The sequence below is a fragment of the Sphingobium phenoxybenzoativorans genome (assembly GCF_001757355.1).
Lineage (GTDB): Bacteria > Pseudomonadota > Alphaproteobacteria > Sphingomonadales > Sphingomonadaceae > Sphingobium > Sphingobium phenoxybenzoativorans.
In genome coordinates this window covers 57,511-75,839 of sequence record NZ_MINO01000004.1, presented here as the reverse complement: position 1 = coordinate 75,839, position 18,329 = coordinate 57,511, and the positions used below count along the sequence as shown (strand labels likewise).

The window sequence follows — 18,329 nt, the reverse complement described above, 5'->3', positions numbered from 1 at the left end:
GGACGATCATGAAGGCGCATCTGGTGGCCGCGGGGAAATTCCACGACATTGACTTCGCACGGCTCGAACTGCTGAAATTGCTGGCTGAACATCCTGAAATCCGTACCTCCGTCTCCTCGGACTATGCCGATACCGGCAGCATCGCGGCGGCCGGATTATTGATTACCTACACTTGCGACCTCATCCCCACGCCTGAGCAGACCGAAGTCCTGAAGGGCTGGCTGGAACAGGGCGGCCGCTGGTTAGCTTTGCACGGCACCAATGCGATCCTGCGCTTCGGCGATGACGGTGTCGTCGACACGCCGGACGAAGCGCCGGAGTTTACCGGACTGCTGGGCACGCGTTTTGCGGGTCACCCGCCGATTGCGCCGTACAAGGTATTTGTGACGCGCAGCGACCATGAGATGACGAGCGGCCTGCGCGATTTCCGGGTCGAGGACGAACTGTACCTGACCCACCGCACTGCCGACATCGATGTGTTGATGCACACCAGCTTCACGGGCCGTTGCGACGAATTTCGCGAGGCGGAGTGGGACGCGCCGGAAATGCCGGTCCTTTATGAACGCAAGGTGGGGAAGGGCGGTATCCTTTACCTCACCCTCGGTCATTGCCGCGGGCATTACGACTTGCGCCCGGTTGCGGACTTCTGGCCGCATCCGCAGCGCTGCGCCTGGAACTACCCCATATTCTACGAACTGCTGCGCCGCGGCATTCGCTGGGGAGCCACTCACCGGGACTGATCCCGGTTTGTAGGTTTCATCAGGCGTATCTGCTGCTCAAGCAGGCGCAGCATCGGTTCAACCATCGACTCGTCAATGGCGCTGGTCAGAAGATTGATGGCCATGCCCTCGATCATGGTCTGCGACAGGGTCATGGCGAGTTCGAAGCTGACCGGATCATCCTGCCATTCAGGGAAAAGCTGGACGGCCTGCGCGTTGAACTTCTGACGGAACTCGATCTGCAGCGGCTGCAATATGCGTGCGAGGTCCGCATTGGTCCGCGCGGCGAGAGCCAGTTCATGGAAGGCCACGAAGGCGGGTTTTTGCAACTGCCGCCAATAGGTGTTCACCATGGTTGCAGGCTCATGCTCGGTCACTTCCGCTGCGCGGCGGAACGCCCGGAGGCGCTTTTCATGTAACTCGACAATCGTCGCCTTGATGAGCGCGGAGCCGTTTTCGAAATGATGCAGCATGGCGCCACGGGAAAGGCCCGCTTCGGCAGCCACTTGCGGCGTCGTTGTATTAGCGTAGCCGAATTTTACGATGCATCGAATCGTCGCATCGATTAGGCGGGCTCTGGTTTGCGCGCTTTTCAGCGATTGCTGAGTCGGGCCATTGGCGGATGGCGTCTTCGCGCTACGGGTGGCTGAAGCGGAACGCGCCGACGCGAGGGCCATAAAATCTCCAAACAGAACCGATGAAAAAACAAGCATGACTGTTTTTTGTGGCAAAAGTCAAGCGTGGCGGGGTGAAAATTTCCCTATTCGCGATGGGTTTTTAATCGCTTCGCCATAAAAAAACAGTCATGCTTGTTTCTTACTTGCGATCGGGCCAAAGCTCGTTCAAAGAATGCGCATGGTTCAAAGAACGGCTCTTGTCATTGGCGCGTCCAGCGAAGGCGGCTTGGGTGAAGCGACGGCGCGCCGGCTCGCCGCCGATGGTTGCGCCGTGTTTCTGGCGGGGCGCAACCGGCAGCGGCTGGATGCCCTGGCCGCAGAAATGGGGGCGGCCGCCTACACCTGCGACCTGCTGGACGAGCAATCGATCATCGACCTCGTTCGGGCTGTTGGCCCGGTGGATATTCTGGTGAATGCGGCCGGTACGACGCAGGGGCGGCGTATTCTAAAGATTACGCGCGAGGAGATCGAGCCGCAGCTCAATATGCATGTCACGGCGAATATCCTGCTGATGAAGCATTTCGGCGCGATCATGCCCAAGGGCGGCAGCATCATCTTCTTTTCATCGGTCGTGGCAAAAGTGCCGGGTTTCGGCCTTGTCGCCTATTCCGCCGCAAAGGCTGCTCTTGATCACGTCGTGCGGGTCGCTGCGCTGGAATTCGGCCCAATGGGTATCCGGGTGAATGCGGTTGCGCCCGGTTTTTCGCGCACGCCGATGACCGAGGTGTTCCTGAGCGACGGGCGCTTCCAGGAACTTTACAGTCGCGAGACGGCCATGGGGAAGCTGACGGAGCCGCATGAAGTGGCTGCTGCCGTGTCCTATCTCGCTGCGCCGGATTGCTACACGACCGGCGAAATCATCCAGGTGAGTGGCGGGGCGCAATTGCTGCGCCTCCCGCGCGCCGAAGAACTTCAAGCCTGAAACTTAAGGAGCGGACAGGTGGATCTCGGACTACAGGGCAAGAAAGCTATTCTGGTCGGCGCGGCGCGCGGTATTGGCATGGCGGTTGCGGAAATCTTAGCGCGCGAAGGCTGTGACCTCGCGATCACCGCGCGGTCCGAGGACAGCGTGAAGGACGCCGTGGCGGAACTTTCCAAATATGGCACTCGCATCATCGGCAAGCCGGTCAACGTCAAGAAGGCCGACGACTACAAGGCGTGGCTGGAATGGGCCGTCGAGGATCTGGGCGGATGCGACATCATGATCCCGATCACCTCGGCCGGCGGCGGCATGGGCAGCGAGAAATATTGGTCCAACGCTTTCGAAGTGGACGTGATGGGGCCGGTGCGCGCGGTTGAGGCGGTGATCCCGACCATGACCGAAAAGCAGTCCGGATCAATCATCCTTATCGCCACCACATCCACGGGTGAGGCGATGGGCGGCCCGCAGGCCTACAACGCCATGAAAGCCTCCCTCCTGACCTATGGCAAGCAGCTCGCCCTGTTCCACGGAAAGAACGGCATTCGCGTCAATGTCGTGTCGCCAGGCCCCATCGAGTTCGAGGGCGGCAACTGGGACATGATCAAGGGCACGATGGAGAAATTCTACAATTCCCAATTGCGCCAGCAGCCGACCGGCCGCCTTGGCACGCCGGAAGAAGTGGCCCGCTGCATCGTGTTCCTCGCCAGTCCGGCGGCAAGCTGGTGCAATGGTTCGCATCTGGTCGTCGACGGCGGCTTCACCAACCGCACCCATTTCTGATTTCTAGCGAGAGGTCCGCACGAAGCGGAAAACGGCGATGGACGTAAAACGCAAGGTCGACATCATCCGGGTCAATCCGCAGGATTGGCCGAACGGGACCCCCACCCACAAGGAGGAGGACCCGGATCTGGGCTATGACGTCATTCCGGCCGAACGCTATTATGGCGAAGCGTTCATGAAGCTGGAGTGGGACCGGATCTGGTCGAAAGTCTGGCTGCTTGGCGGCCGGTCTGACGATATCCAGGAGCCGGGCGATTATATCTGCACGGAGATCGGCAAGGAATCCGTGCTGATCGTCCGCCAGTTGGACGGGTCTGTCCGCGCCTTCCCGAACGTCTGCCTGCATCGCGGCAACAAGCTGCGCCCGGAAGGACTGGGCAATGCGGAGCATTTCCAGTGCATGTATCATCACTGGACCTATGATCTGCAGGGTTCGATCACCCGTATTCCGGACCTCGATACCTTTCCGCAGGGCTGCCCGCCGGGCGCGGCGCTGCCAAGTTATCCATGCGAGGAATGGGGCAGTTTTGTCTGGTTCTCGCTCAACAAGGATGTCGGGCCGCTCGCCGACTATCTTTCACCGATGCAGGAGCATCTGGGTCCCTATAATATGGACCGGATGGCCTGGACGCGGGATATCACGGTGGAGTGGGACTGCAACTGGAAGGCCAGCGTCGACGCCTTCAGCGAAGTCTATCATGTGCAGGGCATCCACCCGCAGCTCCAATGGTATCTGGACGACACCAACGCCCAGATCGACGTCTATGAGCGGCACAGCCGGTATCTCGTTCCATTCGCGACGATCAGCGCGCGCGTGGCGATGCCTTCGGCCATTCCGCCAGCCATTTATGAGATCATGGTCAAGGCGGGCATGGACCCCGCCGAATATGAGGGCCGCGTCAGCGACATCCGGCGCGACGTCCAGATATTCAAGCGCAAGCATGGCAAGGCGCAGGGCAAGGACTATTCGGCGCTGAATGACGATCAACTGACCGATGATTATCATTATTCGATCTTCCCGAACGTCTCGATGAACGTCCATGCCGACGACATCATGATGTTCCGGCAGCGGCCGCATCCGACCGACCCCAACAAGATGTTCTACGACATCTGGATGTTCGAACTGGTGCCGGAGGGCGAGGAATGGCCGGAACGGCCGAAGCACAAGCGCTTCAAGCATGGCGACAAGAGCATCGGCCAAGTGCTTGATCAGGACGCCTTCAACCTGCCGACGGTGCAGAAGGGCATGCATTCGGACGCCTTTCCTGGCTTGTGGATCGGTGATCAGGAATTGCGCATCCGGCATTTCCACAAGGTGATCGACGATTTCATCTATGGGCCGGATGGCAAGGGGCCGGACGACATCTGAATGTCGGCGGCGAATGAGAATTTTTGAGGAGAGGCGGATTCATGCAGCTTTCCAGAGACGATCTTGTGGGCGCTTACCGGCGGATGGCGATCATCCGTAAGTTTGAGGAGCGTTTGCACGATGAGATCAAGACCGGTGAGATTGCCGGCTTCACCCATCTCTATTGCGGCCAGGAAGCGGCCGCGGTCGGCGTGTGTGACCATCTGGACACCGAAGATCTGATCGTTTCCACCCATCGCGGCCATGGCCATTGCATCGCCAAAGGATGCGATGTGAAGGGGATGATGAAGGAGATTTACGGACGTCGCGACGGCCTTTGCAAGGGGCGCGGCGGCTCCATGCATATCGCTGATCTGTCGGTCGGCATGCTGGGCGCGAACGGCATTGTCGGCGCGGGTGCGCCGCAGGCAGTGGGCGCGGCGATCGCGGCGAAGCTGGACGGGAAGGGCAAGGTCGCCATCGCTTTCTCCGGTGACGGCGCCTGCAATCAGGGCACGACGTTTGAGGCGATGAATCTGGCCGTTGTGGTGAAGGCTCCGGCGATCTTCGTGTTCGAGAATAACCATTATTCCGAGCATACCGGCGTTGACTACGCCGTGGGCACGAACAAGGACATCGCCAGCCGTGCCGAAGCCTTCGGCATGAAGGCGTGGCGCGCCAATGGCTGCGATTATTTCGACACCTATGAGACGATGCGCGAGCTGCTGGACTATGTACGGGCGGGCAATGGCCCGGCGGCGATCGAGCTGGATACCGAGCGTTTCTACGGCCATTTCGAGGGCGATCCGCAGCGGTATCGGGGCAAGGGCGAACTCGACCGGCTCTGGGAGGAGCGCGACTGCCTGAAGGCGTTCCGCGCGAAGGTGAGCGAAGCGAAGCTGCTGGACCTGAAGCTGCTCGACGAAGTCGATGCCGAAGTGGCGCAGCTTATCGAGGAAGCGGTTAGCGAAGCGCGCGCTGCGCCGGCACCCGATCCGGCGCATGTCGCCGAAGATGTTTACGTCGATTATTGAGAGGAAGCGGACACATGGCAGTCATGAATATCCGCGAGGCGATCAACAAGACGCTGATGGATGAGATGGAGCGCGATTCCAATATTATCGTGCTTGGAGAAGATGTGGTCGGCGGCGCGGGAACGGCTGGCGGGCAGGAAGCCATTGGCGGCATCTGGGGCACGACGCCGGGGCTGTACGCCAAGTTTGGCGCGGATCGCGTGATCGACACGCCCATTTCCGAAAGCGCCATCATTGGCGCGGCGGCGGGCGCGGCGCTGGCGGGCAAGCGCCCGGTCGCGGAACTGATGTTCGCGGATTTCGTGGGCGTCAGCCTGGACCAGCTTTGGAACCAGATGGCGAAGTTCCGCTACATGTTCGGCGGCAAGACGAAATGCCCGGCGGTCGTGCGCCTGATCTACGGCGCCGGCATGAACGCGGCGGCACAGCACAGCCAGTCGGTCTATGCGATGCTGACATCGATGCCGGGCCTGAAGGTTGTGCTTCCCGCGACGCCTGCAGATGCCAAGGGACTGCTGACCGAAGCGTTGCGTGGCGACGATCCGGTGATGTTCTTCGAGCATAAGGCGCTCTACGGCGTGAAGGGCGAGGTGCCCGACGGCGAATATCGCCAGCGTTTCGGCGAGGCGCGCATGGTGCGTGAGGGCGGTGACGTCACGGTCGTCACCTGCGGCCGCATGGTCGGCTTTGGCGAGAAGGCGGCCGACAAGCTGGCTGCAGATGGCATCGGTGTCGACCTTATCGACTTGCGCACGACCAGCCCGTTGGATGAGGAAGCCATATTGGATTCCGTCGAGGCGACAGGCCGTCTGGTGGTAGTGGACGAAAGCCCGCCGCGCTGCAGCCTGGCTGCCGACATTTCCGCTATCGTCGCGTCGAAGGCCTTCACTAGCCTGAAGGCTCCTCCCGCAATGATCACCGGTCCGCACTCGCCGATCCCGTTCGCGCGCGAACTGGAGCGGGCGTGGGTCCCTTCTCCCCAGAAGATCGAGGACGCGGTTCGCCAAGTCCTCGCATTTCGCTGAGGGGTAGCGCGATGGCCAGTCTGAAACTGTTCACCATGCCCAAATGGGGCATTGAGATGAGCGAAGGCACGATCGCTGAATGGATGGTTGCAGAGAATGCGCCATTCGAGAAGGGGACGGTGCTTGCGCTGATCGAGACCGACAAGATCACCAATGAAGTGGAGGCGGAGGCTGCCGGACGTTTTGTGCGCATCTTGGCGGAAGCGGGCGGGACATATGCAGTCGGCGCTCTGCTTGCTGTGCTCAGTGATGGCGGTGAGGCCAGCGCGGCTGAAATCGATGCAATCATCGGCACCTTCAAGCAGGCCGATACCAGTTTTGGCGATAAGGAAGATACGCCCGCATCTGCCCCCGCGCCGGTTGCTCCACCCGCTCCAGTGTCGATTCCGGACGATATGCTGATCAGCCCGGTGGCGCGTAGTCGCGCGCTTGAAGCGGGCGTGGACGTCGCGAACCTCGTCGGATCGGGCAGGGGCGGACGCATCACGGCGCAGGATGTTGATCAGGCAGCGAGGCCCGAAGCCTCTGCCGGGCTGGTCGGCGCCTACGCGCTGACGCCTGATTTGGGCGCTTATGCCACGCCGATGGCGAAGCGGTTGTCCGTTATGCACAATGTGCCACTGGCGGGAGTCGAAGGTTCCGGTCCTCGCGGCCGTATTCGCAAGGTTGATGTGCTGGCGCGCGTTGCGCCCTCCGCGCCAGCCCCAGCCCCAGCGACGCCAGCGCCTCAGCCTGCGCCGGTTGCAACGCCTGCGGCAGTTCCCGCTGCTGGCGTGACGATAAAGCCGATGTCATCCATGCGCCGCACGATTGCGCGACGTCTGACTGAGGCGAAGAGCACCATTCCGCATTTCTATGTGCGGCGCAGGGTCCGCGCCGATCGCCTGCTTGCACTGCGCTCCGCGGTTCAGGGACAGCGGTCGAGCGTCAACGACTATCTGATCAAGGCGTGCGCGCTTGCCCTGATGGAAGTGCCGCAGGTCAATATTCAGGTGCATGGGAACGACATCCATGAGTTCGATGGCGCGGACATCGCCGTCGCTGTCGCAACGGAAAAGGGTCTAGTCACGCCGATCGTGACCGGTGCTGACAACCGGAGCGTCGCCGATATTTCCGCCGTCATGGCTGGCCTTGCCCAGCGGGCAAAGTCGGGCAAGCTGAAGCCGGAGGAATTCACTGGCGGCAGTTTCTCGCTGTCCAATCTGGGTGGGTTCGGCGTGGAGCAGTTCGACGCGATCATCAATCCGCCACAGGGCGCGATCCTCGCGGTCGGCACGGCGCGGCCGGAACCGATCGACGATGAAGGCGCGTTTCGCATTGTGCCCGTGTTCCATCTGTCACTGTCCTGCGATCATCGCGCCATCGACGGCGCCGATGGCGGACGTTTCATGGCGGCGCTGGCCAATCTGATCGAGCACCCCGAACTGCTCTAGACTTATCGTGGCGCCTTACACCCACAGGAATGCGCCAAAAGGGAGGAAGAAGTGAATTTCTCGTTGACCCCGGATCAGGAAGAATTGCGCGCCGCGGCCCGCGACTTTGCTCGCGCCGAACTGCCCGCCATCGCCGCCGAACTTGAGCGCGACAACAAGCCGCCAAGCCATGAACTGGTGAAGCGCTATGCCGAAATGGGCTTCCTTGGCATCAACGTGTCGTCCGACCTCGGCGGCCTTGGGCTGGGTAATATCGAGGCGCTGATCGTGCTGGAGGAATTCGCCAAGATTTCCTCGGCCGTGGCGTTTCCGATCTTCGAATCCTCTGTCGGGCCTGTGCGCGCCATCGAATATTTCGCTTCGGACAGCCTGAAGAAGCGGATCGTCCCAGCAGTTTGCAGCGGCGATATGGTCGTGGCCGTGTCGATGTCCGAACCGGATGCCGGCAGCGCGCTCACCGACCTCAAGACCAAGGGCGTTATCAAGGGCGACAAGGTCGTCATCAACGGCACCAAGCGCTGGTGTTCGGGCGGCGGCCATGCGGACGCCTATGTGGTTTATTGCCGCCTGTCCGACGATCCGGGCGCGAAGGCGATCGGCGCGGTGCTGGTCGAAAAGGATCGGCCGGGCCTTAGCTTTGGTCCCAATGAACAGCTTATGGGTTTCCGCGGCGTGCCATCGTCGGATCTCAACTTCGACGATTGTGAAGTGCCGGTCGACAATATCATCGTGCCTGCGGGTGGCTTCAAAAAGCTGATGGAAGCGTTCGATCTGGAGCGGTGCGGCAACGCCACCATGTCGCTGGGGCAGGCGTCCGGCGCGCTGGAAGATGTCTCTGCCTATGTCCAGGAGCGCAAGCAGTTCGGCAAGCCGATTGCGGAGTTCCAGGCGGTGCAGATAAAACTCGCCGAAATGCACATGAAGTGCGAAGCCGCTCGCCTGCTGATCTGGCGCGCCGCCGCCAACGCGCAGGATGGTCTGCCGTCGGTGCTTAACAGTTCCACCGGCAAATGCTTCGCCAACACGATCTCCCGCGAGGTAACGGGCGACGCCATGCAGTTGATGGGCGCCTATGGCTACTCCAAGGAGTTCCCGATGGAGCGCCGTTTGCGCGATAGCTGGGGCTGGGGAATCGCTGGCGGCGCGATCGACATCCAGAAGGTCAATATCGCCGGCGCCATGCTCGGCCGCCGCTTCGACCAGCGGCGATAAGATGGGCGGGTTCGCCCGGCTGCTGCATGTCGAGGCGAGCCCGCGCGGTTCGCGATCCCGGTCTTCAGCCGTTGCCCGGCGGCTGATCGACCGGATCGCGCCAGATACGGTCGAGACGCTGAACCTGTTCGATGCGGATCTGCCGCCCTTTGACGGGGCGGTTATGGAAGGGCGTTATGCGCTGATCGCCGGGGAGGCGGTTTCTCCGGAGGTTGCTGCGCAGTGGGAAGCGATCCGTGCGCGGATCGACCATTTTCTCTCGTTCGACGCCTGGCTGTTCAGCGTGCCGATGTGGAATTTCGGTATTCCCTATCCGCTGAAACAGTATGTCGATCTGATAACCCATCCTGGCATGACTTTTACGGTTGATCAGACGGGCGTGACGGGCCTTGCTTCCGGGCGCATGGCAATCCTGGTCGGGTCCGGCGCGCTGGACATTCGGCCGGACGGACCGATGGCGGCATTGGATCACCAGATGGCTTTCATGCGGACCTGGCTGAACTTCATCGGCGTGACCGATATAAGAACTGTCGATATCCGGCCGACTTACGGGACGGCGGAGGAAGTCGAGGCCGCGATGCAGCGCGCTTATGAGGAAGCCGATGCGTTGGCCGCAGCCCTCTCCCGGCCGGAGCGGGTGTAGACCAGGTTGATGCTGGTGAAGGTCACGGCCTCCTCGCCAGTTTGGATTACCACTGCATAGCGGGTCAGCGCCGTGCCCCGGTCTGTCCGGGTTTCCGACGGACGAAGCTCTATAATCTCCGACGTCACATGGATGACGTCTCCGGCGCGGATTGCACGGCGCAGGCGGAGTTCGTCCCAGCCGATCCCGCAGACGAAATCGATGTCCGAATTTATCTCATGATCGAGCTGCCGCCACATGGCGAGCACATGGATGCCGCTGGCGACCAGTTCGCCGAATACGGATCCTTTGGCGAGTTCCGGATCGCTGTGGAACCATTGCGGATCATAATCGCGGGCGAAGGCGAGAATCTGCTCCTGCGTAACCAGCCTCTCACGCGACTTGCGATATTCGCCGACCGTCAGGTCCTCAAAAGTCCGGTAGGGTTTTACGGGAACGAAAGGGGCTGCCTCAGTCAAAAGCTGTTCTCTTTTCCATGCGTTACAATATGTCGCCGCGCGGCGTTGCCAGAATACGGATCAACCCTTCCTGCGCAACCGAAGCGACCAGACGGCCGTCCGCCGTGTAGACCGCGCCACGGCCCAGGGTGCGGGCGCCCGCCGCGGCCGGGCTGTCCAAAGCATAGAGCAGCCATTCGTCGACGCGAAACGAGTCATGAAACCAGATTGCATGATCGAGACTGGCCGTTTGCAAATGATCATCCGCCCATCCCACGCCCAGGGGAACAAGGCCCGCATGCAGAATATGCAGGTCCGACACATAGGCAAAAAAGCGCTGATGTTCTGCCGGATCGTCACCCAGTTTCCCCTTGAAGCGGAACCAGACGTGCCTGACGCTTGATTCCGGCGCTTCGTTGAACACCCGGAATCGCTCCACCGACCGCCATTCAAACAGATGCTCACGCCGCCAGAATGGCCAATGTTTCCGCGGCAGGGCGTCGCCGATTTCCGCAATATAATCACTCATCGGCCGCAATCCGTCGGGACCGGGCACGTCGGGCATGGGGAACTGATGCCGCGCGCCTTCCTCCTGCGTGTGGAGGAAGGCGGACATGGTGAAGATGACCTGACCATCCTGTTCGACCACAACGCGGCGGGCGGAGAAACTGCGGCCGTCACGATCGCGGCTGACGATGAAATCTATCGGCCGGTCGATGCTGCCTGGCCGGACGAAATAGGCGTGGCAACTGTTGATCGCACGATCGGGCAAAGCAGTCTTTTGAATCGCCGCCACTGCCTGCCCCACCACTTGGCCGCCATAGAGGCGGAGCAAGCGGCTTGGGATCGGCGCCGCACGGAAATGGTCCGTTCCCACCTCCTCGAACGCGAACAGCATCTCGCGCTCAACCGCAGGGTCGTTTGAATAATGTTCGCTGTCGGCCATGACGCCCTATGCCAGATAGCGGACTGTGTCAGGTAGCGGACAGGAAAGCGACCGCTTTCCTGTCAGTCACGCACGACCTGATCGTGAAGAACCTGCTCCACGCGCGCTTCGGGGGGTACCTGATTGAGGCCGATGCGGCGATCAAGCTCCTCATGCCAGTGGTAGATTCGGCGCTCCTGATAATTGAGCGGCATGCCTCGGAAGCCCTTGCTTTCCAACGATTCCTGGATTTGCGGGGCGAACTGCAAATCCTCGTAGAGAATGCGTTCCCAGTTGCCGATGCGGGTATCCCACAATGTATTGTCCCCTTCAGGGTCGTAATCGGGGGCGATCCAGCTCGAAACGACGCGGCAGGTCGTGTCCGATGTCGGCCAGAACTGCAGCAGCGGAATGCCGCTGTCGGATGCGGGCATCACGAAGTTGGGATAGATGTGATAGCTCACATTATTATTCGCCGGGACTTCCGTAATCGTCGGAATCTTCGGCATGCCGAGCGTGCCCGGATCTTTCCAGTCAGGGCGGCGGTTGGGCGTCAGCATGCGGCTGTGGCCATTGGGCCAGAGCGTCACGAACATGCCGCGATGATCGAGGAAGCGGTCCACCGTGTGCTGGTGGATCGACTTGATGTGATACACCTCAAGGAAAGCGTCGAGCAGGATCTTCACATTGCAGCCGACATCGTAGCTGCGCGAATCCACCATGCGCAGATCCTCAAGCCGGTATTGCTCCAGCTCCCTGGCCATCGGGCCGAGATGCTCCATTAGCGGCTGCGCGTCCGGGTCTTCGTTGAGGAAGATCAGGCTGCCCAGAAGCTCACAGCGCACAGAGACGAGCGAACGGCAGGAGAAGTCCAGATCGACGAAATCGCGCTTATCGCGCACAGCCGTCAGCTTGCCGTCGAGCGTGTAGCTCCAGCCATGATAGCCGCAGACGAAGCCACGGGATTCGCCTGTATCCTCCGTGACAAGCGGTGCGCCGCGATGCTGGCAAGTGTTGTAGAATGCGCGGACCTCGCCCTGCATGTCGCGCACGACAAGGATGGGCGAACCGGTATTGCGGGTAAGGAACCAGCTACCCTTGTTGGGCAACTGATCGACATGGCCGACATAAAGCCAGGCGCGGCCCCACATGCGCTCCTTTTCCAGCGCCAGAAATTCCTTGTCGACATAACGCACGCCGGGAATGTCGGGCAGGGCAGGGAAAGTTTCGGGCGGCGCCTTGCGTGAGCGCTCAAATTCCATGGTCTCATTGACCTGCCCAACCGAGAATGCGTTCAATTCCATTGTGCCACTCCTGATTGACGCCTATTAGCATAGCGGCAGATAAAAACAATCATGAATGTCTTTTATTGAGGAGAGGCCAGATGATCCAGCCGCGCTTTTCGTTGCATCCGCTCAATGCCCTGGAGACCCCGCCCGTCGCGCTGGTGAAGATCGCGGGAGAGCTTCAGGCCAGTCATGTCACGATTTTCACCTATGTTCCGGAGGAAGCAAAGGGGCTTTATCCCTTGCTGGAGCGTAAAGATGTCGGCGCGTTCCTTGAAGCTTTGGCGGACACGGGCGTAACTGTCGGAAATCTGGAGGTCTTTGGGCTGGAGGATGATGGCGACTATGCCCACTTGGTCGATGGCCTTGAAGTCGGGCAGATGATCGGGGCGAAGCGGGCGACGACTCACCTGCACAATGTCGAGGATCATGATGTCGCGGTCGATCGCTTCCGGCGATTCTGCGCGCTGGCGGCGCAATATGGCGTGGTGCCGGGGTTGGAGTTTCATGCCTTCTCCGCAGTGAAGGACCTGCGCACGGCCGCAGCGATCGTGCGGGACGCCGGATGCGGGACGCTGGTGCTCGACGTGCTCCACCTGATGCGCAACGGCGCCCATGTGGATTCCATCGCGGAAAATGCCGATCTGGTGTCGATCGTGCAGCTTTCCGACGGGCCGCTGCAGATCGATCCCGACCAGATGTGGGGCGAGGCGATCAAGGAGCGGGCGCTGCCGGGGCAGGGGGCTTTCCCGCTGGACGCCATCCTTTCGCCGCTGTCCGGCGAGATCATCATCGAGGCGGAGATTCCCCAATATCGGGCGAAGAAGGAAGGGGTAAGCGCATTCGAACGCGCGCGCCGGTCGATGGACGCGACGCGGGCAGTGACTGCTCCGCATATGGCCGGGGCGTAGGAAAGGAAAATCCTACGAAGTTGCGGAAGTTGCGGGTTGTGACGCATTTTGGCCCGGAAGTCGCATGTAGGTCGCACAAAAGTCGCATGTTGGTCTCACCTGCGTCTCATGTTGGTCTCATGTGCGTCGCACTTACGTCTCACATGCGTCTCACTTACGTCGCACCTACGTCTCACTTGAGTCCCATCTGCGTCGCATGTGCGTCTCACTTGCCTCGCATGTAGGTCGCGGTCGAGTCTCATCTGAGTCTCGATCAGGACGCAGTTGAAGTTCCCGCAAGTCGCTGCTGCGCCCGCACCAGGCCGTTGCCGGGTGTTCGCCGGGTTGTCGGTGTTGCGCATCGCGAGCTGTTCCATGCGGGCAGCAAAGCATGGATGGCGGAGCGTAGGACAGGAATTTGGCTTAAGCGCCGTTGCCGGATGCCAATGGGGCATAACAAACCTTCGTCACCCCGGCCTTGAGCCGGTGTCCCGCTTTACTCTTGTGGTTGGCCGAAGCCAAAGGCAACGGGACCCCGGGTCAAGCCCGGGGTGACGGATTGGGTCGGAGGCGTGGCGGATCGGGGTGATGTGTGCCCCGTCAGTCTGTCAGCCAGCCTGCGCGGCGCGGGCGGCCTTTACCGCGGCGCCGATTTCCGCATTAGTCGGGTTGCGGCGCAGGGTGAGGCCGCCATTCACCTGTAATACCTGTCCGCTCATGAAACATTCGTCGGACGCCAGCCATACAGCCGCCTCGGCAATATCGTCGCTCGTGCCCACGCGGCCGAGGGGATATTCGCGCGAGAAAGCGTCAATGATCGCCTGATTCTTCGCGGCCTTCGCGGTCATCGGCGTGACGGTGAAGCCCGGCGCGATCGAGTTGGCGCGGATGCCGCGATGGCCGAATTCATTGGCGACGCAGCGGATGACATGATCCGCCCCGGCCTTGGTGCCCATATAGGCGGCATGATCCTCCAGCATGATGGAAGCGGTCGCCGAGGAAATCTGGATCAGCGATCCGCCGTCGCGCATGGCGCGCAGCATCGCCTGATAAAAGAGGATCGCGCCGGTGAATTGCAGGGCGGTGATCTTCTCGATTTCTTCCTTGGTCGTCTCCAGGAAGGGCTTGAGCAGGCCCCAGCCAGTGGCGTTGAGGGCGATGTCCAGACCCCCGAAATGATCCACCGCCGCCTGCGCGAGCGCCGCGAGGTCCGCTTCATTGGTGATGTCGCAGGCGACGCCGATCCCGTCCAGTTCCTGCGCGAAGCCGGCGACCGAGTCCGTGTCCCGCCCGGCGATGACCAGTTTCGCGCCTTCCGACGCCAGCCGGCGGGCGATGGTCTGGCCCATATTATCCTTACCCGCCGCCCCGATGACGACGGCGACCTTGCCATTTAGCTTGCCCATGCCGACTCTCCTCATGCTGCGCCCGCTGGCGCTGTTGCTCGCCTGATAGCGCAGGCGGCGCATGATGCGAGATAAAAAAGACATGAAAGATTGTTTTTTATAGCGCCGGTGGTAAGCTTCGCCCTCGAAGCGCGCCGGTGGCCGGAGGATAATAGGCCAATAGCGGCATCGGGCGCGGCTTTGGCAGTGCATACCGGGAGAGAGTAATGGCGGTGACGGAACCGATTTATACGATGGGCGCGATGTTGCGGAGGTCCGCCGCGCTATATGCGCAGTCGCCGGCGTTGATCTTCCCCGACCGTCAGCTCAGCTATCGCGACCTCAACGAGTCGGCCCGCGCCTGGGCCAAGACCTTCATCGCCATGGGCATTCAGCCGGGACAGAATGTGGGCATATTGCTGACCACTCGCCCGGATTTCATCGAGATATTCTACGGCATCGAAATGGCTGGCGGCATCGCCGTCCCGGTCAATGCGCGATATCAGGCGAGCGAACTGAATTTCCTGGTGCGGGACGCCGATCTCGTCCTGCTCGTCACCACGGGCCGGGTGGCGGACAGCCTAGATTTCGGCGAGCGCCTTGTCGCTGCACTGCCGTCGCTGAAGGACCAGAAGGATGCGTCCGCGCTCAGCCTGGACGAAGCGCCGATGCTGCGGTCGATCATCTGTCTCGATCCGCCAGCGCCCGCCTATCTGATGGAAGCGGCGCAGGCGCTGGCTTTGGGCCGGGACGTGGCCGATGAGGCCGTCGACGCCCGGATCGACGCCGTGGACAAGGAGGATATCGCGATGATCCTCTACACGTCCGGCACCACCGCCAATCCCAAGGGGGCGCTGATCAGCCACCGTGGGCAAGTGGGCAACAGCCGCAATCTGGGCATCCGCTATGAAGTGACCGCGCAGGACCGGGTCTGGTCTCCGCTGCCGATCTTCCACATTGCGGGCATCCTGCCGATGACCATGATCCTGGACAAGGGCGGCGCCTATATGACCGTGCCGCATTTTGACGCGGGCGTGGCGCTGGAGATGCTGGGCCGGGAAAAGGCGACGATCGCCTATCCCAGTTTCGTGACGATCATGCAGGACCTCATCACCCATCCGTCGTTCAAGGATACGGACCTGTCCAGCCTGCGCGTGATGAATTCCAACTTCGCCGTGCAGCCGCCCTGGATCAAGGAGGCGGTGACGGCGGCCATGCCACACACCACCCAGGTCGGCACCTATGGCCTGACCGAAGGCGCGGGCACGGTGTCCACCAGCCGCCTTACCAACACGTTCGAACAGCGTACCGGCCGTTGCGGCGTTGCGCTCGACGAGTGGGAAATCCGGATCGTCGATACGGAGACGGGCAGGGATGTCGGCGTCGATGAACGGGGCGAGATCGTCATTCGCGGCCCCAACATGCTGCGCGGCTATTATAATGCGCCGGAAAAGACAGCGGAGGTCATTCGCGACGGCTGGTTCCACACCGGCGACATCGGGTCGATCGACGCGGACGGGCAGGTGATGTTCCATGGCCGCACCAAGGATATGTTGAAGGTCGGTGGCGAGAATGTCGCGGCGGCCGAGATCGAGGCGATGCTGCAAAGCCACCCGGCGGTGAAGCTGGCGCAGGTCGTCGGCATACCCGACAATCGCTATGTCGAGGTGCCGGCCGCATTCGTCGAGTTTGTCGACGGGCAGAGCGCGACCGAGCATGAATTGATCCAGCATTGCAAGGGCAAGCTCGCCAGCTTCAAGATCCCCCGTCATGTGCGGCCGGTCACCCAATGGCCGATGTCGACGTCGAAGATCCAGAAATTCCGCCTGCAGCGTGAATTGATCGAGGAACTGGACCGCAACGACGCTGCATGAGGCCATGTCCTCCGGCGGGAATTTTAATCAGGCACTTGCCTTAAAAAAATGATCCGCTAGGCTCCTCCCCGCCGGCCGTGAGAGTCGGCGTGGCAGGAGTGGATCGTGAGCGGATTGCTGGATGGCGGACGGCTGAACGGAAAGGTCGTCCTGGTGACCGGAGGCGCATCCGGCATCGGCGCGGCCTGTGTCACGCGCATGGCGGATGAAGGCGCGTTCGTGGTGTCGACGGACATCGCGCCCCAGGATGAGGAGCAATCCGACGCGGCCCTCTGCCTGCAGCATGACGTTGCCAGCGAGGATGACTGGACCGCGGTGATCGCCAAGACGCTGGAGCGTTATGGGCGGCTGGACGTGCTGGTCAATAATGCAGGGATCACCTTTCGTCAGCCTATCGAGGACGCCTCGCTTGAGGATTGGAACCGCATGATCGGCATCAACCTGACCGGCACGATGCTGGGGTGCAAGCATGGGGTGCGGGCCATGCGCGACAATCCGGGCGGCCCATCCGGGTCGATCATCAACATGTCTTCGATGGCGGGCATGATCGGCATGGCGCAGGCGCCGGGCTATAATGCGACGAAGGGTGGCGTCAGGCTGCTCACCAAATCGGTCGCTGTCCGGTGCGCGACGGAATATCGCGGCATCCGCTGCAACTCCCTGCATCCCGGCGCGATCGACACGCCGATCCATGAGCCGCGCCTGTCGGGCGCGGAGGACAGGGACGCGGCGCGGGCGTCGATGGACCTGCTGCAGCCGGTCGGGCGGATGGGCACCGCGCAGGAAATCGCCGCGTGCGTGGTGTTTCTGGCCAGCGATGATGCGAGCTTTGTGACTGGTGCGGAACTGGTGGCCGATGGCGGCTGGCTGGCGGATGGCGGATCGACGCGATTGCCCGCGCCGGTGGAGGTGCGCTAATGGCGGGGGTTGAGGGATTGGTGACTGTCATCACCGGAGCCGCCAGCGGAATCGGCGAAGCGACGGCGCGGCGTTTCTCGGCCGGTGGAGCGAAGCTGATCCTGGGGGATATTCAGGAGGAGCAGGGGCAAGCGCTGGCCGCCGAACTGGGCGCGGATTTCCGGCGCTGCGACGTCACCGATGAAGCGGACGTTGCCGCTCTGGTCGATCTGGCCGTGGACCGGCATGGCCGCCTCGACTGCATGATCAACAATGCGGGGCAGTTGGGCGCGATCGGCAGCATTACGGAGATTTCCGCCGATGCGTGGAACCGCACTATCGCGATCCTGATGAGCAGCGTCTTCTACGGCATGAAGCATGCCGGGCGGGTGATGAAGGGGCAGGGCGATGGGTGCATCCTGTCTACATCAAGCGTTGCCGGGATCGCGCCGCTGGGGCCGCATGCCTATACGGCGGCAAAGCATGGCGTGATCGGCCTGACGACATCGGTGGCGTCGGAGCTTGCCAGCTTCGGCATCCGTGTGAACGCCATCGCGCCGGGCAATGCGCCGAGCAAGATGACCGCGCTGGCCTATGGCGGCGAGGAGGAGATGCGCAAGGCGAGCGCCGCGCGCAATCCCTTGCGCCGCGTGATGGAGGCGGACGAGGTGGCGGGCGCCTTCGCCTATCTAGCCAGCGCAGACGGGCGCAACATCACGGGGCAGGTGCTGACGCTGGATGCGGGCCTCAGCGCCTGCCGCCTCGACGCCAGCTATTATGCGAAGGCGTCCGACTATGTGGACGAAGCCGGGCCAAGCGCGAAATCAGGCAGCAGATAAGGA

18 protein-coding genes are annotated in these 18,329 nt (G+C 61.7%); 13 read left to right on the top strand and 5 right to left on the bottom strand.

Translation table 11 applies throughout. The features are described from left to right. Nucleotides 1-8: 8 nt before the first annotated feature. Complete coding sequence (locus BHQ40_RS03565) at nucleotides 9-740, top strand: ThuA domain-containing protein (RefSeq protein WP_070152431.1); 732 nt, start codon at nucleotides 9-11, stop codon at nucleotides 738-740. Here BHQ40_RS03565 and BHQ40_RS03560 read toward each other — a convergent pair. Next, entirely contained in the window at nucleotides 728-1,285 is a 558-nt protein-coding gene (locus BHQ40_RS03560) for a TetR/AcrR family transcriptional regulator (RefSeq protein WP_290438416.1), read from the bottom strand. The genes BHQ40_RS03565 and BHQ40_RS03560 overlap by 13 nt on opposite strands. A gap of 289 nt (nucleotides 1,286-1,574) precedes the next feature. Here BHQ40_RS03560 and BHQ40_RS03555 point away from each other — a divergent pair, with 289 nt between their 5' ends. The 8 genes from BHQ40_RS03555 to BHQ40_RS03520 are packed head-to-tail and all read left to right on the top strand — an operon-like array spanning nucleotide 1,575 to nucleotide 9,793. Then, a complete protein-coding gene (locus BHQ40_RS03555; protein WP_070152709.1) occupies nucleotides 1,575-2,318 on the top strand; it encodes an SDR family NAD(P)-dependent oxidoreductase in 744 nt (247 codons plus the stop codon). Nucleotides 2,319-2,336: 18 nt separating this feature from the next. Beyond that, on the top strand, nucleotides 2,337-3,098 hold the full coding sequence (locus tag BHQ40_RS03550) for an SDR family NAD(P)-dependent oxidoreductase (RefSeq protein WP_070152425.1): 762 nt from the start codon (nucleotides 2,337-2,339) through the stop codon (nucleotides 3,096-3,098). Nucleotides 3,099-3,135: 37 nt separating this feature from the next. Next, nucleotides 3,136-4,467 (top strand): aromatic ring-hydroxylating oxygenase subunit alpha, encoded by a 1,332-nt coding sequence (locus tag BHQ40_RS03545; RefSeq protein ID WP_070152422.1) that lies wholly within the window; start codon nucleotides 3,136-3,138, stop codon nucleotides 4,465-4,467. 41 nt (nucleotides 4,468-4,508) lie between these two features. After that, complete coding sequence (locus BHQ40_RS03540) at nucleotides 4,509-5,480, top strand: thiamine pyrophosphate-dependent dehydrogenase E1 component subunit alpha (protein WP_070152419.1); 972 nt, start codon at nucleotides 4,509-4,511, stop codon at nucleotides 5,478-5,480. A 14-nt stretch (nucleotides 5,481-5,494) separates the two neighbouring features. Next, entirely contained in the window at nucleotides 5,495-6,505 is a 1,011-nt protein-coding gene (locus BHQ40_RS03535; protein WP_070152416.1) for an alpha-ketoacid dehydrogenase subunit beta, read from the top strand. An 11-nt stretch (nucleotides 6,506-6,516) separates the two neighbouring features. Beyond that, entirely contained in the window at nucleotides 6,517-7,938 is a 1,422-nt protein-coding gene (locus BHQ40_RS03530) for a dihydrolipoamide acetyltransferase family protein (protein WP_070152413.1), read from the top strand. Between the two features lie 51 nt (nucleotides 7,939-7,989). Continuing rightward, complete coding sequence (locus BHQ40_RS03525) at nucleotides 7,990-9,150, top strand: acyl-CoA dehydrogenase family protein (RefSeq protein WP_070152410.1); 1,161 nt, start codon at nucleotides 7,990-7,992, stop codon at nucleotides 9,148-9,150. A 1-nt stretch (nucleotide 9,151) separates the two neighbouring features. Further along, the gene (locus tag BHQ40_RS03520) at nucleotides 9,152-9,793 is read left to right on the top strand and encodes an FMN-dependent NADH-azoreductase (RefSeq protein ID WP_070152407.1); all 642 of its coding nucleotides are present in this window, start codon (nucleotides 9,152-9,154) and stop codon (nucleotides 9,791-9,793) included. Here the strand turns inward: BHQ40_RS03520 and BHQ40_RS03515 are convergent. The 3 genes from BHQ40_RS03515 to BHQ40_RS03505 form a co-directional block, all read right to left on the bottom strand. After that, a complete protein-coding gene (locus tag BHQ40_RS03515; protein WP_070152404.1) occupies nucleotides 9,739-10,251 on the bottom strand; it encodes a MaoC/PaaZ C-terminal domain-containing protein in 513 nt (170 codons plus the stop codon). The two genes, BHQ40_RS03520 and BHQ40_RS03515, sit on opposite strands and share 55 nt — an antisense overlap. Nucleotides 10,252-10,273: 22 nt before the next feature. Then, nucleotides 10,274-11,176 (bottom strand): acyl-CoA thioesterase, encoded by a 903-nt coding sequence (locus BHQ40_RS03510; protein ID WP_083276674.1) that lies wholly within the window; start codon nucleotides 11,174-11,176, stop codon nucleotides 10,274-10,276. A gap of 62 nt (nucleotides 11,177-11,238) precedes the next feature. Continuing rightward, nucleotides 11,239-12,459 carry an aromatic ring-hydroxylating oxygenase subunit alpha gene (locus tag BHQ40_RS03505; protein WP_070152400.1) on the bottom strand — a complete coding sequence of 407 codons (1,221 nt, stop codon included), beginning with the start codon at nucleotides 12,457-12,459 and terminating at the stop codon, nucleotides 11,239-11,241. 80 nt (nucleotides 12,460-12,539) lie between these two features. Here BHQ40_RS03505 and BHQ40_RS03500 point away from each other — a divergent pair, with 80 nt between their 5' ends. Further along, nucleotides 12,540-13,352: a sugar phosphate isomerase/epimerase family protein gene (locus BHQ40_RS03500; RefSeq protein WP_070152397.1), complete on the top strand. Its 813-nt coding sequence runs from the start codon at nucleotides 12,540-12,542 to the stop codon at nucleotides 13,350-13,352. A 587-nt stretch (nucleotides 13,353-13,939) separates the two neighbouring features. Here the strand turns inward: BHQ40_RS03500 and BHQ40_RS03495 are convergent. Further along, nucleotides 13,940-14,737 (bottom strand): SDR family oxidoreductase, encoded by a 798-nt coding sequence (locus BHQ40_RS03495; protein WP_070152394.1) that lies wholly within the window; start codon nucleotides 14,735-14,737, stop codon nucleotides 13,940-13,942. 206 nt (nucleotides 14,738-14,943) lie between these two features. On the opposite strand from BHQ40_RS03495, the gene BHQ40_RS03490 reads away from it, so the two are divergent. The 3 genes from BHQ40_RS03490 to BHQ40_RS03480 all read left to right on the top strand — a co-directional run bounded on the left by BHQ40_RS03490 (nucleotide 14,944) and on the right by BHQ40_RS03480 (nucleotide 18,326). Further along, a complete protein-coding gene (locus BHQ40_RS03490; RefSeq protein ID WP_070152391.1) occupies nucleotides 14,944-16,590 on the top strand; it encodes a class I adenylate-forming enzyme family protein in 1,647 nt (548 codons plus the stop codon). Between the two features lie 105 nt (nucleotides 16,591-16,695). Then, nucleotides 16,696-17,508 carry an SDR family oxidoreductase gene (locus BHQ40_RS03485; protein ID WP_253183243.1) on the top strand — a complete coding sequence of 271 codons (813 nt, stop codon included), beginning with the start codon at nucleotides 16,696-16,698 and terminating at the stop codon, nucleotides 17,506-17,508. Then, nucleotides 17,508-18,326 (top strand): SDR family oxidoreductase, encoded by an 819-nt coding sequence (locus BHQ40_RS03480; RefSeq protein ID WP_070152388.1) that lies wholly within the window; start codon nucleotides 17,508-17,510, stop codon nucleotides 18,324-18,326. The genes BHQ40_RS03485 and BHQ40_RS03480 overlap by 1 nt, the downstream gene beginning before the upstream one ends. Nucleotides 18,327-18,329 lie beyond the last annotated feature (3 nt).

Excerpts from the sequence above, each read along its gene's own strand:
- BHQ40_RS03545 (WP_070152422.1), top strand. The coding sequence starts at position 3,136 with ATGGACGTAAAACGCAAGGTCGACATCATCCGGGTCAATCCGCAGGAT.
- BHQ40_RS03490 (WP_070152391.1), top strand. The coding sequence starts at position 14,944 with ATGGCGGTGACGGAACCGATTTATACGATGGGCGCGATGTTGCGGAGG.
- BHQ40_RS03520 (WP_070152407.1), top strand. The coding sequence starts at position 9,152 with ATGGGCGGGTTCGCCCGGCTGCTGCATGTCGAGGCGAGCCCGCGCGGT.
- BHQ40_RS03535 (WP_070152416.1), top strand. The coding sequence starts at position 5,495 with ATGGCAGTCATGAATATCCGCGAGGCGATCAACAAGACGCTGATGGAT.
- BHQ40_RS03565 (WP_070152431.1), top strand. The coding sequence starts at position 9 with ATGAAGGCGCATCTGGTGGCCGCGGGGAAATTCCACGACATTGACTTC.
- BHQ40_RS03505 (WP_070152400.1), bottom strand. The coding sequence starts at position 12,459 with ATGGAATTGAACGCATTCTCGGTTGGGCAGGTCAATGAGACCATGGAA.
- BHQ40_RS03500 (WP_070152397.1), top strand. The coding sequence starts at position 12,540 with ATGATCCAGCCGCGCTTTTCGTTGCATCCGCTCAATGCCCTGGAGACC.
- BHQ40_RS03540 (WP_070152419.1), top strand. The coding sequence starts at position 4,509 with ATGCAGCTTTCCAGAGACGATCTTGTGGGCGCTTACCGGCGGATGGCG.
- BHQ40_RS03530 (WP_070152413.1), top strand. The coding sequence starts at position 6,517 with ATGGCCAGTCTGAAACTGTTCACCATGCCCAAATGGGGCATTGAGATG.
- BHQ40_RS03480 (WP_070152388.1), top strand. The coding sequence starts at position 17,508 with ATGGCGGGGGTTGAGGGATTGGTGACTGTCATCACCGGAGCCGCCAGC.
- BHQ40_RS03510 (WP_083276674.1), bottom strand. The coding sequence starts at position 11,176 with ATGGCCGACAGCGAACATTATTCAAACGACCCTGCGGTTGAGCGCGAG.
- BHQ40_RS03555 (WP_070152709.1), top strand. The coding sequence starts at position 1,575 with ATGGTTCAAAGAACGGCTCTTGTCATTGGCGCGTCCAGCGAAGGCGGC.
- BHQ40_RS03495 (WP_070152394.1), bottom strand. The coding sequence starts at position 14,737 with ATGGGCAAGCTAAATGGCAAGGTCGCCGTCGTCATCGGGGCGGCGGGT.